13 protein-coding genes are annotated in these 14,122 nt (G+C 69.3%); 4 read left to right on the forward strand and 9 right to left on the reverse strand.

Annotation, left to right across the window (positions count from 1 at the left end; translation table 11 throughout):
- Positions 1 to 33: 33 nt before the first annotated feature.
- Positions 34 to 702 (forward strand): L,D-transpeptidase, encoded by a 669-nt coding sequence (locus tag CFREN_RS11900; protein WP_083291694.1) that lies wholly within the window; start codon positions 34 to 36, stop codon positions 700 to 702.
- Positions 703 to 835: 133 nt separating this feature from the next.
- Here the strand turns inward: CFREN_RS11900 and CFREN_RS11905 are convergent, their stop codons facing one another.
- Both CFREN_RS11905 and pta read right to left on the reverse strand, forming a co-directional pair.
- Positions 836 to 2,032 carry an acetate kinase gene (locus CFREN_RS11905; protein ID WP_070523501.1) on the reverse strand — a complete coding sequence of 399 codons (1,197 nt, stop codon included), beginning with the start codon at positions 2,030 to 2,032 and terminating at the stop codon, positions 836 to 838.
- Between the two features lie 3 nt (positions 2,033 to 2,035).
- A complete protein-coding gene (gene pta / locus CFREN_RS11910; RefSeq protein ID WP_224372208.1) occupies positions 2,036 to 3,349 on the reverse strand; it encodes a phosphate acetyltransferase in 1,314 nt (437 codons plus the stop codon).
- Positions 3,350 to 3,874: 525 nt separating this feature from the next.
- Here pta and CFREN_RS11915 point away from each other — a divergent pair.
- A complete protein-coding gene (locus CFREN_RS11915; RefSeq protein ID WP_209651769.1) occupies positions 3,875 to 5,239 on the forward strand; it encodes an FAD-dependent oxidoreductase in 1,365 nt (454 codons plus the stop codon).
- 44 nt (positions 5,240 to 5,283) lie between these two features.
- On the opposite strand, the gene CFREN_RS11920 is transcribed toward CFREN_RS11915, so the two are convergent.
- The 7 genes from CFREN_RS11920 to CFREN_RS11950 all read right to left on the reverse strand — a co-directional run bounded on the left by CFREN_RS11920 (position 5,284) and on the right by CFREN_RS11950 (position 11,853).
- Positions 5,284 to 6,006 (reverse strand): sirohydrochlorin chelatase, encoded by a 723-nt coding sequence (locus tag CFREN_RS11920; protein WP_070523507.1) that lies wholly within the window; start codon positions 6,004 to 6,006, stop codon positions 5,284 to 5,286.
- Positions 6,003 to 7,229 carry a sulfate adenylyltransferase subunit 1 gene (locus tag CFREN_RS11925; protein ID WP_209651766.1) on the reverse strand — a complete coding sequence of 409 codons (1,227 nt, stop codon included), beginning with the start codon at positions 7,227 to 7,229 and terminating at the stop codon, positions 6,003 to 6,005. Before CFREN_RS11925 ends, CFREN_RS11920 begins: the two co-directional genes overlap by 4 nt.
- A complete protein-coding gene (cysD, locus tag CFREN_RS11930) occupies positions 7,229 to 8,152 on the reverse strand; it encodes a sulfate adenylyltransferase subunit CysD (RefSeq protein ID WP_070523589.1) in 924 nt (307 codons plus the stop codon). The genes CFREN_RS11925 and cysD overlap by 1 nt, the downstream gene beginning before the upstream one ends.
- A gap of 26 nt (positions 8,153 to 8,178) precedes the next feature.
- Positions 8,179 to 8,886, reverse strand: a complete 708-nt coding sequence (locus CFREN_RS11935) for a phosphoadenylyl-sulfate reductase (RefSeq protein ID WP_244979470.1) — start codon at positions 8,884 to 8,886, stop codon at positions 8,179 to 8,181.
- A complete protein-coding gene (locus tag CFREN_RS11940) occupies positions 8,883 to 9,083 on the reverse strand; it encodes a hypothetical protein (RefSeq protein WP_083291696.1) in 201 nt (66 codons plus the stop codon). The genes CFREN_RS11935 and CFREN_RS11940 overlap by 4 nt, the downstream gene beginning before the upstream one ends.
- Positions 9,080 to 10,756: a nitrite/sulfite reductase gene (locus CFREN_RS11945; protein ID WP_070523514.1), complete on the reverse strand. Its 1,677-nt coding sequence runs from the start codon at positions 10,754 to 10,756 to the stop codon at positions 9,080 to 9,082. The genes CFREN_RS11940 and CFREN_RS11945 overlap by 4 nt, the downstream gene beginning before the upstream one ends.
- Positions 10,757 to 10,917: 161 nt before the next feature.
- Entirely contained in the window at positions 10,918 to 11,853 is a 936-nt protein-coding gene (locus CFREN_RS11950; protein WP_209651762.1) for a sulfite exporter TauE/SafE family protein, read from the reverse strand.
- Between the two features lie 99 nt (positions 11,854 to 11,952).
- Between CFREN_RS11950 and CFREN_RS11955 the strand changes: the two genes are divergently transcribed.
- Both CFREN_RS11955 and CFREN_RS11960 read left to right on the forward strand, forming a co-directional pair.
- Positions 11,953 to 13,341: an FAD-dependent oxidoreductase gene (locus CFREN_RS11955; RefSeq protein ID WP_209651760.1), complete on the forward strand. Its 1,389-nt coding sequence runs from the start codon at positions 11,953 to 11,955 to the stop codon at positions 13,339 to 13,341.
- A 56-nt stretch (positions 13,342 to 13,397) separates the two neighbouring features.
- The gene (locus CFREN_RS11960; RefSeq protein ID WP_035122316.1) at positions 13,398 to 13,901 is read left to right on the forward strand and encodes a phosphoribosyltransferase; all 504 of its coding nucleotides are present in this window, start codon (positions 13,398 to 13,400) and stop codon (positions 13,899 to 13,901) included.
- Positions 13,902 to 14,122 lie beyond the last annotated feature (221 nt).

A 14,122-nucleotide genomic window follows, 5' to 3' on the forward strand; every position in this document is an offset into this window, starting at 1 on the left:
TGCGTTGGTCGTCGGCCCAGTAGAGTGCGCTCCATGACCGGAAAGCACCGCAAGCCCTCCCGCCTCCGCCGCGTGGCGCGCACCGCCGCGCCGCTGGCGGTCATCGCCGGCCTCGGCGTCACCCCGTCCGTCGCGGGCGCCCAGCCGCTGCCCGACTTCGGTTCCTCCGACGCGCTGCCGCAGGCCCCGACGCGCGCCGACATCGACGGTTTCATGGACCGCGCCCAGGTTCCGGGCGAGATCCGCGACGCCGTGGAGCCTTTCCTGCCGCCGGCCGAGCCCCAGCCGGCTCCCGCCCCGGCCCCGGCTCCCGCCCCGGCGCCGCAGGAGCGCGCCGCCGACCTGCCGCCGGAGTCCCCGTGCCCGGAGACCGCCCGCGCCTGCGTCGACCTGGCCGGCAACCGCACCTGGCTGCAGCAGGACGGCAAGCTGCTCTACGGCCCGACCATCATGTCGCACGGCAAGCCGGGCCAGGAGACCCCGAAGGGCACCTTCACCGTGACCCGCAAGGTCAAGGACGAGATCTCCTACGAGTTCAACAACGCCCCGATGCCGTACGCGGTGTACTTCACCAACAACGGACACGCGTTCCACCAGGGCTCCACGGACGTCCAGTCCGCCGGCTGCGTCCGCCTGCCCCACGACGCCGCGAAGTTCTTCTTCGAGAACCTCCAGGTCGGCGACGTCGTCTACATCTACTAGGACGACACCGCACGAAGGAAAACCCGCCGGATCGAATCCGGCGGGTTTTTGCTTTGCCCACGTCTCCTGGAATCCGCCCCGCGACCACGCGGAGTCGCGGGGCCGCGGGAGTGCGAAGCCGCTTCGGGGCCGACTACTCGGCGTAGGCCATGGCGTAGCGGGCGATGGCCAGCTCCTCGTTGGTGGGGACGACCAGAACCTTGACCTTGGAGTCGTCGGCGGAGATGACGCGCGGGCCGTCGTTCGGACCGGCGTTGCGCTCCGGGTCGATCTTGATGCCGAAGTTCTCCAGGTCCGCCATCGAGTCCCTGCGGATGCCCACGTGGTTTTCGCCGACGCCGGCGGTGAACGTGATGGCGTCCAGGCGGCCCAGGATGAGCATGTAGGAGCCGATGTAGCGGCGCAGCTGGTGCACGTACATCTGGTAGGCCGCCCAAGCGTCCGGGTCGTTGTCGTCCATGCGCTCCTGCAGGATGCGGAAGTCGTTGACGCCGGAGACGCCCTTCAGGCCCGACTGGCGGTTGCACAGGTTGTCGATCTCGTCGATGGACATGCCCTGGCGGTACAGGTGGAAGATGATGCCCGGGTCGATGTCGCCGGTGCGGGTGCCCATCATCAGGCCGGCCAGCGGCGTCATGCCCATGGAGGTGTCCACGGCCTGGCCGCCGCGCACCGCCGCACACGACGCGCCGTTGCCCAGGTGCAGCGTGATCTGGTTGACCTCGTGCGGCTCCTTGCCCAGCAGCTCCGGAACCTGGCCGGACACGTACTCGTGGCTGGTGCCGTGGAAGCCGTAGCGGCGCACCGAATTCTCGGCGGCGACCTCCGCGTTGAGCGGGTACAGCGCCGCAGCCGGCGGCATGTCGTGGAAGAAGCCGGTGTCGAACACCGCGACGTGCGGCACGTCCGGCAGCAGCGCGCGGGCTTCCTCGATGCCGACGATGTTCGCCGGGTTGTGCAGCGGCGCCAGCGGAATGAGGTCGCGGATCATCTCGATGATCTGATCGTCGATCAGCTGCGGCTTGGAGAACAGCTTGCCGCCGTGGACCACGCGGTGGCCGACCGCGGCGATGTCCACCGAATGCGGGCCGCAGTCGTTGTCGTCCATGAGGGCGAAGGCCTTGTCCAGGCCGTCGGCGTGGTCGGAGATCGGCTCGGTGACCTCGATCTTCTCGCCGTTGACCTTCAGCACGATGGTGCCGTTGTCCTCGCCGATGCGCTCGACGAGACCCGACACGTACGGCGGCTCGGTGGCGTCCTTCGACGGATCGACGAGCTGGAACTTGATGGACGAGGAACCCGAGTTGACTACGAGGGCGTGACGCGACATGGCTTAGTTACCTCCTGCCTGGATGGCGGTAATGGCGACGGTGTTGACGATGTCGGCGACCGTCGCGCCGCGCGACAGGTCGTTGACCGGCTTGTTCAGGCCCTGGAGGATGGGTCCGATGGCGAGGGCGCCGCCGCAGCGCTGGGCGATCTTGTAGCCGATGTTGCCGGCGTCGAGATCGGGGAAGACGAAGACGGTGGCCTTGCCCGCCACCGCGGAGTCCGGCATCTTCTTCTTCGCGGTCGAGGGGGAGATCGCCGCATCGAACTGCAGCGGGCCGTCGACCAGCAGCTCCGGATCCAGCTCCCGGGCCTTGGCCAGACCCGCCTTGACGCGGTCGACGTCCTCGCCCGTGCCGGACTCGCCGGTCGAGTAGGACATCATGGCCACCCGCGGCTCGATGCCGAAGTTCGCGGCGGTTTCCGCGGACACCACGGCGATCTCGCCGAGCTGGTCCGGCGACGGCTTCGGCAGCACCGCACAGTCGGCGAAGCCCCACAGACGGTCATCCATGACCATGAGGAACAGCGACGACACGGTCGACGCACCCGGCTTGGTCTTGATGATCTGGAACGACGGCTTGATGGTGTGCGCCGTGGTGTTGGCCGCACCGGAGACCATGCCGTCGGCGAGCCCCTTGTGGATCATCATCGTGGCGAAGTAGGAGATGTCGTTCATGGTCTCGCGCGCCTCGTCGAGCGTGAGGCCCTTGGACTTGCGCAGCTCCGCGAACTCCTCCGCAAAAGGCTCCAGGTGCTCCGAGGTCGTCGGATCCATCAGCGTCGCCTTCGACAGGTCGAGGCCGAGCACCCGGGCGCGGTCGCGGACGAACTCCGGGTCGCCCAGGATGGTCAGGTCGCAGATGTCGGCGGCCAGCAGCTCGTCGGCGGCGATGAGGATGCGGTCATCCTCGCCCTCCGGCAGCACGATGTGACGACGGTTCGCCTTCGCCTGCTGCAGCAGCCACCACTGGAAGCGCTGCGGCGTCATGATCACGTCGACCGGCGCCGAGACGGCGGAAGCCAACGCGTCGGCGTCGTCAAGCGCAACCACCGGCACGTCCAGCTTCGGCGCCTCTCCCACCTGCCCGGTGAGCACCACGGCCAGCGGCACCGCGTACCGCGCCCGCAGCTCGGCGACGGCCATGCGGATGCGGGTCAGCGCGGCATCGTTGGAGCAGCCCTCCCCATCGGCGACGAGAACCACGCCGGAACCGGTGACGGCGGCGACGCGGGCGTCGAAATCGAGGTTGCCGGTGGCGGTGAGCACCATCGCCTGATCGCCGGAGGCCCGCTCGGCCTCGACGGCGGTGACGATCTGACCGAGGGCGTGGTCCGGGTTGCCCACGACCTCATCGGCCGTCGCACCACCCGGGCCGCCCACCGCGTGCACCAGACGGGCGCCGCCCAATGCGGCGGACACCGCCTCGATGACGTCACGGTGGTCGCCGGCCTGATCGACGGAGGTGACGAGCACCGCCGTCGCCGCGTTCGAGTTCTCGGTCACGATGTGCGTCCTTTCCCATGCGCCGGGCTGGGCGCACGCCTGTGGACCCGGATTCCGATTCGCTGGCGCAAATCCCGGGATTTCAGTGAGTCATGATTCATTCCCTGCCGCGATTGTGAGTCACCTTACATAGCGGACGCAATCGCCGATGGCGCGCGGGTACCCCTGTAAGCCAAAATTTTTAGTATCTCCGCACGAATCGACCCCGGCCCGTGACCAGAGTCACACCCGAAAACACTCCGGGTTAGGTTCACCTCACCCAACGTGGTGGTTCCCGGACGACCCCATTAGAATGGTGCGGACATCACTCCCCGAGAAAAGCAGGTTCCACTGAGCATGTCCCGTCCCCTTCGCGTCGCCATCGTCGGTTCCGGCCCCGCCGGGGTCTACGCCTCGGATGCCCTCATGAAGTCCGGGCGCGAGGTCAGCATCGACCTGTACGAGAAGATGCCCGCGCCGTTCGGCCTGATCCGCTATGGCGTGGCGCCGGACCACCCGCGCATCAAGGGCATCATCCGGAGCCTCCACCGCGTCCTGGACAAGCCCGAGGTCCGCCTCATCGCCAACGTCGAATTCGGCAAGGACATCACCCTCGACGAGATGAAGGAGCTGTACGACGCCGTCGTGTTCGCCACCGGCGCCGTCGGCGACCGCGACCTGGACGTGCCCGGCGCGGATCTCGAGGGCCACCACGGCGCCGGCGAGTTCGTCGGCTTCTACGACGGCAACCCGCTGTTCAAGCGCGACTGGGACCTGTCGGCCGAGTCCGTCGCCGTCGTCGGCGTCGGCAACGTGGGCCTGGACGTCGCCCGCATCCTGGCCAAGACCGGTGACGAGCTGCACGTCACCGAGATCCCGGACAACGTGTACGAGTCCCTGCGCACCAACAAGGCCCGCGAGGTCCACGTGTTCGGCCGCCGCGGCCCGGCGCAGGCGAAGTTCACCCCGCTGGAGCTCAAGGAGCTGGACCAGTCCCCGACCATCGAGGTCGTGGTCAATCCCGAGGACATCGACTACGACGCGGCGTCGGAGTCGAACCGCCGCGAGTCGAAGATCGTCGATCAGGTGTGCTCGATCATCGAGAACTACGCCATCCGCGAGCCGAAGAACGCCCCGCACAAGCTGTACATCCACTTCTTCGAGTCGCCGGTGGAGATCCTCGGCGAGGACGGCAAGGTGTCGGGCATCCGCACCGAGCGCATGGAGCTCGACGGCAGGGGCGGCGTCCGCGGCACGGGCGAGTTCACCGATTGGCCGGTCGGCGCCGTCTACCGCGCGGTGGGCTACCGCTCGGATGCGCTGCCGGGCATTCCGTTCGACGACCGCAAGGCCGTCATCCCCAACGACGGCGGCCGCGTGCTGGAGGGCACCGACGAGGGTGCCGAGCACATCACGGGCCTGTACACGACGGGCTGGATCAAGCGTGGCCCGGTCGGCCTGATCGGCAACACCAAGGGCGACGCCAACGAGACCGTCGCGAACCTGCTGGAGGACTTCGACGCCGGCAACGTCTTCACCCCGTCGAAGCCGGGCGAGGACGAGGCGCTGGCGTTCCTGGAGTCCAAGGGCCTGCCGTACGTGACCTGGGACGGCTGGTACTCCCTGGACGCCGCCGAGCGGAAGCTGGGCGAGGCCGAGGGCCGCGAGCGCAAGAAGATCGTCGAGTGGGACGACATGGTGGAGGCCTCCCGCGGCGAGTAGCCGCCCGGCGTTCCCCGGTCCTCCCCGACCGCCCGCGTCCGCGCTTATGCGTGGGCGCGGGCGGGCGCCTTTTCCAGCCACCGCGCGACCACGACGTCGGCGAGCAGCTCCCCCAACGGTTCGCCGCAGGTGACGCCGGGCAGGCCGGCGGCGCGGTCGACGACCCGGTCCCACAGCAGCCCGGGGGCGGTGAACAGGGGCAGGATGACGGTGCCCCGGCTTTTGCGCGTGACGACGAGCCCGTCGACCGCCGATGCCGCCGAGGGCTGCCCGGAGCCGACGGAAAACGCCGCCCGCACGGTGCCGGGGAGCATGCCGTCGAGGTCGGCGGCGACGCGGTGGACGGCGTCGTTGGCGGCCTGATCGCCGGAACCGACCGCGACGAGGAGCACATCGTCGCGGGGGTCGGCGGCGGTGGCCAGGAACGACCGGACGACCGCCTTCTTCACCCCGGCGCCGAGACCGATGCCGTCGCGGACGTCGAGGCGCACGCCGCTGGCCTCCTGCGCCGCAGCGGCCTGCGCGGGCAAGTCGACGGTGCGGTGGAACGCCTCGGTGAACAGCAGCGGCACGATCACGGCGTCGCGGATGCCGCGGGCGGCGAACTCGTCGCACAGCGCACCCAGCGACGGATCGATGAGCTCGAGCCACGCCACCCGCACCTCCTCGGCGGCCACCCGGCCCCGGATGGCCCCGGCCAACGCGTTCAGGCACGGCTCGGTGCCCGGGTGCCGGGAACCGTGGGCGACGAGAATGAGCGCGGTCACCGCACCAGACCCGCCGTGAGAGTGTCGCCGGTGCCCGGCTCGACCAGCAGGAACGCACCCACGCGGCCGCCGACGCGGTAGCGCTCCACCGGCAGGGGCTGCGCCACCTCGACGGTGACCTCGGCGACGTCGTTGGCCGACAGCGAATCGGCCACGCCCGTCGGCTCACCGGTCTCGATGTCGATGAGCGCATCCACCGAGGCGATGCGGCCGCGGACCAGCGCCGCACCGTAACGCACCTCGACGACGCGGCCCACGGCCAGCGGGGCGTCGGCCAGCTGCACGGCGACGGCGGGAAACCGCCGGACGTCCTCCGGGCGCTCGCCCCCGGAGATGAGGTCGCCGCGGGCCAGGTCGAACTCGGCGTCGAGGCTCAGCGCGATGGACTGTCCCTCCGTCGCCGATTCGACGTCCTCGCCGGCGACGGTCAGGCGGCTGACGCCGGCGGTGCGCCCGCCGGGCAGCCCGACCGTGTCGCCCACGGCCACCGACCCGGCGGCGACGCGTCCGGCGTAGCCGCGGTACTCGGTGGCGGCGTCACGGATGACGTAGTCGATGGGCAGGCGGAAATCTCCGGCCTGCCCCTGACCGGTGTCCAGGTCCTCGAGGATCTCCAGCACGCTCGGCCCGCCGTACCAGGGGGTGTGCTTCGAACGGTCGACGATGTTGTCGCCCACGAGAGCCGACACGGGCACCACGCGGACGTCGTCAAGCGACAACCGCTCGGCCAGCGCGCGGACGTCGGCCTCGATGGCCCGGAAGGCCTCCTCGGAGTAATCCAACAGGTCGATCTTGTTCACCGCCACGATGACGTGCCGCACGCCCAGCAGCGACGCGACGGTGGCGTGGCGCTTGGTCTGCTTCACGACGCCGTTGCGGGCGTCGACCAGCACCACGACCGCATCCGCCGTGGACATGCCGGTCACGGTGTTGCGGGTGTACTGCTCGTGGCCCGGGCAGTCCGCGAGGATGAAGGAGCGTGCGTCGGTGGCGAAGTAGCGGTACGCCACGTCGATGGTGATGCCCTGCTCGCGCTCGGCGCGCAGACCGTCGACCAGCAGCGACAGGTCCGGGGCGCCCTGGCCGCGGGCGGCGGAGGTGGCGGCGACGGCCTCGTACTGATCGGCGAGGATGTTCTTCGTGTCGTGCAGCAGCCGGCCGACGAACGTGGACTTTCCGTCGTCGACGGAGCCGGCGGTGCACAGGCGCAGTGCGGTGGTCATCAGAAGTAGCCTTCCTTCTTGCGGTCCTCCATCGAGGATTCGGACAGTTTGTCGTCGGCGCGGGTCGCACCGCGCTCGGTCAGCGTCGACGCGGCGATCTCGGCGCGGATGTCGGACAGCTCCGTCGCCGTCGACTCCACCGCACCGGTGCAGCTCATGTCGCCGACCGTGCGGTAGCGGACGGTGCGGACCTCGACGGTCTCGCCGTCGCGGGGGCCGCCCCACTCGCCCGGCGCGAGCCACATGCCGCCCCGGTTGAACACCTCGCGCTCGTGGGCGAAGTAAATCGACGGCAGCTCGATGCCGCGGGCCTCGATGTAGGCCCACACGTCGGCCTCGGTCCAGTTGGAGATGGGGAACACGCGCACGTTCTCGCCCGCGGCGTGGCGGCCGTTGTACAGGCCCCACAGTTCCGGGCGCTGGCGGCGCGGGTCCCAGCCGCCGAAGGAGTCGCGCACCGAGAAGACGCGCTCCTTCGCGCGGGCCTTCTCCTCGTCGCGGCGGGCGCCGCCGAGGACGGCGTCGTAACGGCGCTCGGCGATGGTCTCCACCAGCGGCACGGTCTGCAGCGGGTTTCGGGTGCCGTCGGCGCGTTCGGTGAGCACCCCGGAGTCGATCCAGTCCTGGACCTTCGCCACCCGCAGGGTGATTCCCGGCTGGGCGGCGATCTTGTCGCGGAAGGCGATGACCTCGGGGAAGTTGTGGCCGGTGTCCACGTGCAGCAGCTCCAGCGGAATGCCCGCCGGCGCGAAGGCCCGCTTGGCCAGCTCGAGGACCAGAACCGAGTCCTTGCCGCCGGAGAACAGCAGGGCGGGACGGTCGAACTGGCCGGCGGCCTGCCGGATGATGTCGATGGATTCCGCCTCCAGTTCGGCGAGGCGCGGGTCGAGGGCCGTGGTGGTCGTGGTGGTGGTCGTGGTCATGGTGTTGTCCTTCGTCTGGGTCCGGGTCACGTGTGCAGTCCGCATTCGGTCTTCTCCGCCCCGGCCCAGCGGCCCGAGCGGGGGTCGGCGCCGGGGGCGACGCGCCCGGTGCAGGGGGCGCAGCCGATGGATGGGAAACCGGCCTTGGTGAGGGGATGGATGATCAGGTCGTTGTCGGCGATGAACCGATCGACGTCCTCGTCGGTCCAGGCGGCCAGCGGGTTGAGCTTGATGCGGCCGGTCTTGTCGATCTCCAGCACCGGCGTCTTCGCCCGCGTCGGCGCGTCGACTCGCTTGAGGCCGGTGACCCAGCCCTCGTACGGCAGCTTCATGCGGCCGAGCGGTTCGACCTTGCGCTGCAGGCAGCACGCGGTCACGTCGGTCCGGTACAGCTCCGGCACCGCGTCGTCGGCGGGGGTGACGGTGATCAGGCGGTTGTCGTACCGCTCGTCGACGTCCGCCGCCACCCGCAGGGTCTCCGGGAAGTGGTAGCCGGTGTCCAGGAAGATCAGGTCGGCGTCGGGGGCGTGGCGCGATGCCAGTTCCGCCAGCACCGTGTCCTGCATCGACATGGTCACCGCCAGCGGGGTGCGCAGGTGCTCGGCGCCCCATTCGAGGATTTCGCCGGCGGTGCGGCCCTCCAGCGAGGGTCCGTGGTCCAACGCCAGTTCCAGCAGGCGGCGGGCGGTGGCCGGGTCGGCGAGGACGTCCGTGTCCGGTGCGGTGGTGGTCATGCGACTCCCCTTTCGACGTGTCCGTGGAGTTTGACGGTGAACACCCGGCAGCATTCGCGGCATTGCCAGGCGTAATCGGTTTCGGCGTCGGGCCAGAGCTCTTCGCCTCCGCAGTACGGACAGTGCATCACCGCACCGCGGTTCGGGTTCGGGTGCGCGCTCCGGCCCGAGATGCCCAACTTCGCTTCGCCGCTCACTTCAGGTCCTCCTCCGCCGCGCGGGCGACCCAGTGGCGGAACTGCTCGCCTTCGGTGCGCTGCTCCTTGTAATTGACGATGACGCGCTCGATGTAGTCGCCGAGTTCCGCCGACGTGACCTTGTGGCCGCGCAGCTTGCGGCCGAAGTTCGCGTCGAGGCCCAGCGCACCGCCCAGGTGCACCTGGAACCCCTCGACCCGATTGCCGTCCTCGTCGGTGACGATCTGCCCCTTCAGGCCGATGTCCGCGATCTGCGTGCGGGCGCACGCGTTCGGGCAACCGTTGAGGGAGATGCCGATGGGCACGTCCAGATCACCGATGCGCTCCTCCAGCTCACCGACCAAATCGATCGCCCGAGTGCGGGTGGTCACCAGCGCCAACTTGCAGAACTCCAGGCCGGTGCACGAGATGATGCCCCGTCGGAAAGCGGACGGATTCGCCGACAACCCCAGCTCATCGAGCTCCGCGACGAAGGCATCCACCTGATCGCGCTCGACGTCGAGGAACACCAGCTCCTTCATCACCGTCGTGCGCACCCGGCCCACGCCGTACTTCTCCGCCAGATCCGCCAACTTCACCAGATCCGACCCCGGCACCCGGCCCACCGCCGGCTTGACGCCCACGTAGAACTTCCCGTCCTTCTGCTCGTGCACGCCGACATGGTCGCGATCACGCTCCCACGGCTCCGGGGCGGGGCCGTCGTCAAGCGAATAACCCAGGTAGTCGTCCTCCAGCACCTGACGGAACTTCTCGATGCCCCACTCGGCGACCAGGAACTTCAGACGCGCCCGCGTGCGCAGCCGGCGGTAACCGTAATCGCGGAAAATGCGCGCGACACCCGCCCACACCTCCGGCACCCGCTCCAGCGGCACCCACGCGCCCAAACGCTGACCCAGCATCGGGTTCGTCGACAGGCCGCCGCCGACCCACACGTCGAAACCGGGCCCGAGCTCCGGGTGGTTCACGCCGACGAACGCGACGTCCTGCACCTCATGCGTGACGTCCAGGCGCGGGCTGCCCGACACCGCCGACTTGAACTTGCGCGGCAGATTGTTGAACTCGTCGGTGGACAGGTACTCGTCCTTGATGCGGCGAATCGCCGGAGTGCCGTCGATGATCTCGTCGGCCGCCACGCCCGCCACCGGGGAACCCAGGATCACGCGCGGCACGTCGCCGCACCCGAAGTGCGTGTCCAGGCCCACGGCCTCCAGACGATCCCAGATCTCCGGCATGTCCTCGATGCGGATCCAATGCAACTGCACGTTCTGCCGGTCGGAAAAATCCGCCGTGTCACGCGCGAAATCACGGGAAATCTCGCCGATCGCCCGCAGACCCGCCGTCGTCGTCTGGCCGCCGTCGAGGCGGATGCGCAGCATGAAGTACTTGTCCTGCAGCTCGGCGTTGGTCTTCACGCCCGTGTGCTCGCCGCCCAGATCCTGCTTGCGCTGGGTGTACAGGCCGATCCACTTGAAACGCGGAGCCAGGTCCTCCGCCGGGATCGAATCGAAGCCCTCCTTGGCGTAAATGTCGCGCACGCGCTGCTGGACCGCCAGGCCGGCGTCCTCCTGCTTGATGCGCTCGTCGTCGTTGAGCGGTTCGCGGCCGTCGATGAGCCACTGGCCCTGCGGCTTCTTCACCTTCGGGCGGCGGGTGGTTTTCGTTGCGGTGGTCATGGGTGAATTCCTCGTTGCCTAAATGAGTGCGGTGTTTGAGGGATTGCGGTGTTTTAAATGAGTGCGGCGCCGGAACATGACGCCGTCACATGGGGGCTGGATTTTCTAGACTGATCGGTCTTTTAGCGCTCGGGCGGTTCAGATTTTCAGGAGCCGGACAGTCACCGCCCGGCCCGTGCCGCACCGGTCTTCGCCGGCTCGCCTTCGCCCGCATCGCCCTTTTCCTCGACCGGATCGAGCGTGACCCGGTGGCGCAGCCAGGGCAGCGTGTCGTGGCTGCGCGACCAGACGAGGATCACGGCGACGACCGCGACCCACCCGAGCAGCAGCGGCGTGACCGTGCCGAACAGGGTCCGCAAGTTCAGCAGCACCAGCACGCCGCCGATGACGATGCCCAGCGTCCGCGGATTGATGCGGCCGACGAGGAACGCGGCGATGGGCGCGGCGAGCACGCCGCCGACCAGAAGGCCCAGGATGGGCAGGGTGTGCTCGGCGAATTCCTCGCGCAGCAACGGCAGGAAGCCGAGCGTCGCGGCGACGGTGACCAGGAACTCCGCGGCGGAGACGGTGCCGATGATCTTGCGCGGCTGGTCCGCCCCGGCGCTGAGCATCGTCGACGTGGTCACCGGCCCCCAGCCACCGCCGCCGGTGGCGTCGAGCAGGCCGCCGGCCAGGCCCAACGGCCCCAGCTTGGACAGGCCCCACGACGCGGCGGCGGCGTTGCGGCGCGGCGGCAGGAAAGCGAATCGAACGAGCACCCACAGACCCAGGGCCAGCAGGATCGTCGAGGTGACGGGCTTGGCGGCGTCTCCGTCGAGGCTGGACAGGAAGGTCGCTCCAAGGAACGCCCCGATCGCGCCCGGCACGCCGAGCCGCAGTGCGCGGCCCCAGTCGACGTTGCCGAATCGCCAGTGCGACGCACCCGAAGCCAGCGTCGTGCCGACCTCGACCACGTGCACGACCGCCGAGGCGGTGGCCGCGCCGGTGCCGGACAGGATGAACAGAGTCGTCGCCGTCACGCCGAAGGCCATGCCCAGCGTGCCGTCGACGAGCTGGGCCCCGAGGCCGATCAAGACGAACAGAACGATTCTTTCCATGGCCCGAACACTAGACAGGCCGGTCTGTTCGATGTCGGGTTCGTGTCACCGTGAATCGAACCCCGGGATTTTCCGCCGCAACCCGGATCATCGGGAGCCATGACCATTCCCAACATCGACTCCCGCCCGCTGCGCGTCGCCGTCATCGGCTCCGGCCCCGCCGGCATCTACGCCTCCGACGCCCTCCTGAAGTCGGGCCACCCCGTGTCCATCGACGTCATCGAGCGCCTGCCCGCCCCGTTCGGCCTCATCCGTTACGGCGTCGCCCCGGACCACCCGCGCATCAAGGGCATCATCAAGAGCCTGCACCGCGTCCTGGACAAGCCCGGCGTCCGGCTGCTGGGCAACGTCGACGTCGGCCGCGACGTCACCGTCGCCGAACTGGAGAAGCTTTACGACGCCATCGTGTTCGCCACCGGCGCCACCGGCGACCGCGACCTGAACATCCCGGGCGCCGACCTCGACGGCCATCACGGCGCCGGCGAGTTCGTCGGCTTCTACGACTCGCACCCCGAATTCGCCCGCTCGTGGGACCTCTCGGCCGAGTCCGTCGCCGTCGTCGGCGTGGGCAACGTCGGCCTGGACGTCGCCCGCATCCTGGCGAAGACCGCCGATGAGCTGCTGCCCACCGAAATCGCCGACAACGTCCACGACGGCCTGTCCGCCAACGCCGCCCGCACGATCCACGTCTTCGGCCGCCGCGGCCCCGCCCAGGCGAAGTTCACCCCGCTGGAGCTGAAGGAACTCGACCACTCCCCCACCATCGAGGTCGTCATCGACCCGGAGGACATCGACTACGACGCCGCCTCGGAGCAGTCCCGCCGCGACTCGAAGATCGTCGACCAGGTGTGCTCGATCATCGAGAACTACGCCATCCGCGAGCCGAAGGGCGCGCCCCACAAGCTCCACATCCACTTCTTCGAATCCCCCGTCGAGCTGCTCGGCGAGGACGGCAAGGTCACCGCCATCCGCACCGAGCGCACCGAACTCGACGGCGAGGGCGGCGTCCGCGGCACCGGAAAGTTCACCGACTGGCCGGTCGGCGCCGTCTACCGCGCCGTCGGCTACCGTTCCGACGCCGTGCCGGGCGTGCCCTTCGACGACGACCGGGCCGTCATCCCCAACGACGGCGGCCGCGTCGACGGCCGCACCGGCCTGTACACCACCGGCTGGGTGCGCCGCGGCCCCGTCGGCCTGATCGGCAACACCAAGGGCGACGCCAACGAAGTCGTCGCCAATCTCCTGGCCGACTGGGAAAACGGGGTGCTGTCGCCGGCCGACGAGCCGTCGGAAAGCGCCGTCGACGACTTCCTGGACGCCCGCGGCATCGAATACGTCACGTGGGACGGCTGGTACGCCCTGGACGCCGCCGAACGCGCAGCCGGCGCCGCCGAGGGACGCGAGCGCAAGAAGATCGTCGAGTGGGCCGACATGGTCCGCCACGCGCGCGGCCACGCCGGCGTCCCGGTGGCCACCGTCACCGGATAGGGCACCCGCGGGGAGCTGGGCGGCGGCGAGGCACCCGGGGCCGCTAAAGTTGGTTCATGGCTTACCATGCGGATTCAACGGATCTTCAGCAGAAGGAAATCCTCACCTGGGAGGGGTTCGGCGACGCCTCGCGCGAACTGGCGCAGACCATCGCCGATGACGGCTACGAGCCGGAGGTCATCATCGCCATCGCCCGCGGCGGCCTGGTCGCGGCGGGCGCCCTGAGTTACGCGCTGGGGGTGAAGCTGTCCGACGCGATCAACGTGGAGTTCTACACCGACGTCCACGAGACCCTGCCGGATCCGATCCTCCTGGAGCCGCTCCTCGACGTCGAGTCGATCGCCAACCGCCGTCTTCTCGTCGTCGACGACGTCGCCGATTCGGGCCGCACCCTGAAGCTGGTGCTCGACATCCTGTCCGAGCCGGGCGCAGAGGTCCGTTCCGCCGTGCTCTACGAGAAGTCCGCCTCCGTGGTGAAGCCCGACTACGCCTGGCGCCGCACCGACGAGTGGATCGTCTTCCCGTGGTCGGCCGAGCCCCCGGTGACGCCGAACGCGTAGGTTTTTCGCCCGGCCTCGTGCCGGGCCCCTTTTTTACCCCGCCCCCTTTTTTTGCTTGACGACGGCCCGCCGTCCACGCGGACCGCCGCAAAGCGGGGGCACCCCTCCGCTAATCCACCGACACCGACACCGCCGCAGGGCGGGAAGACTGGGATTCAGTGTTTTTGCGGTATCCGCCAACGGGCCGCCACTCCTACGGTTGTTTTTGCCATCGGAAGCAA

It is taken from the genome of Corynebacterium freneyi (genome assembly GCF_030408835.1).
Taxonomy (GTDB): domain Bacteria; phylum Actinomycetota; class Actinomycetes; order Mycobacteriales; family Mycobacteriaceae; genus Corynebacterium; species Corynebacterium freneyi.

What these genes read in the sequence shown, in the direction of transcription:
- CFREN_RS11905 (WP_070523501.1), bottom strand. Translation starts at nt 2,032, where the DNA reads ATGTCGCGTCACGCCCTCGTAGTCAACTCGGGTTCCTCGTCCATCAAG.
- CFREN_RS11950 (WP_209651762.1), bottom strand. Translation starts at nt 11,853, where the DNA reads ATGGAAAGAATCGTTCTGTTCGTCTTGATCGGCCTCGGGGCCCAGCTC.
- cysD (WP_070523589.1), bottom strand. Translation starts at nt 8,152, where the DNA reads ATGACCACGACCACCACCACGACCACCACGGCCCTCGACCCGCGCCTC.
- CFREN_RS11960 (WP_035122316.1), top strand. Translation starts at nt 13,398, where the DNA reads ATGGCTTACCATGCGGATTCAACGGATCTTCAGCAGAAGGAAATCCTC.
- CFREN_RS11945 (WP_070523514.1), bottom strand. Translation starts at nt 10,756, where the DNA reads ATGACCACCGCAACGAAAACCACCCGCCGCCCGAAGGTGAAGAAGCCG.
- CFREN_RS11900 (WP_083291694.1), top strand. Translation starts at nt 34, where the DNA reads ATGACCGGAAAGCACCGCAAGCCCTCCCGCCTCCGCCGCGTGGCGCGC.
- CFREN_RS11935 (WP_244979470.1), bottom strand. Translation starts at nt 8,886, where the DNA reads ATGACCACCACCGCACCGGACACGGACGTCCTCGCCGACCCGGCCACC.
- CFREN_RS11955 (WP_209651760.1), top strand. Translation starts at nt 11,953, where the DNA reads ATGACCATTCCCAACATCGACTCCCGCCCGCTGCGCGTCGCCGTCATC.
- CFREN_RS11925 (WP_209651766.1), bottom strand. Translation starts at nt 7,229, where the DNA reads ATGACCACCGCACTGCGCCTGTGCACCGCCGGCTCCGTCGACGACGGA.
- CFREN_RS11915 (WP_209651769.1), top strand. Translation starts at nt 3,875, where the DNA reads ATGTCCCGTCCCCTTCGCGTCGCCATCGTCGGTTCCGGCCCCGCCGGG.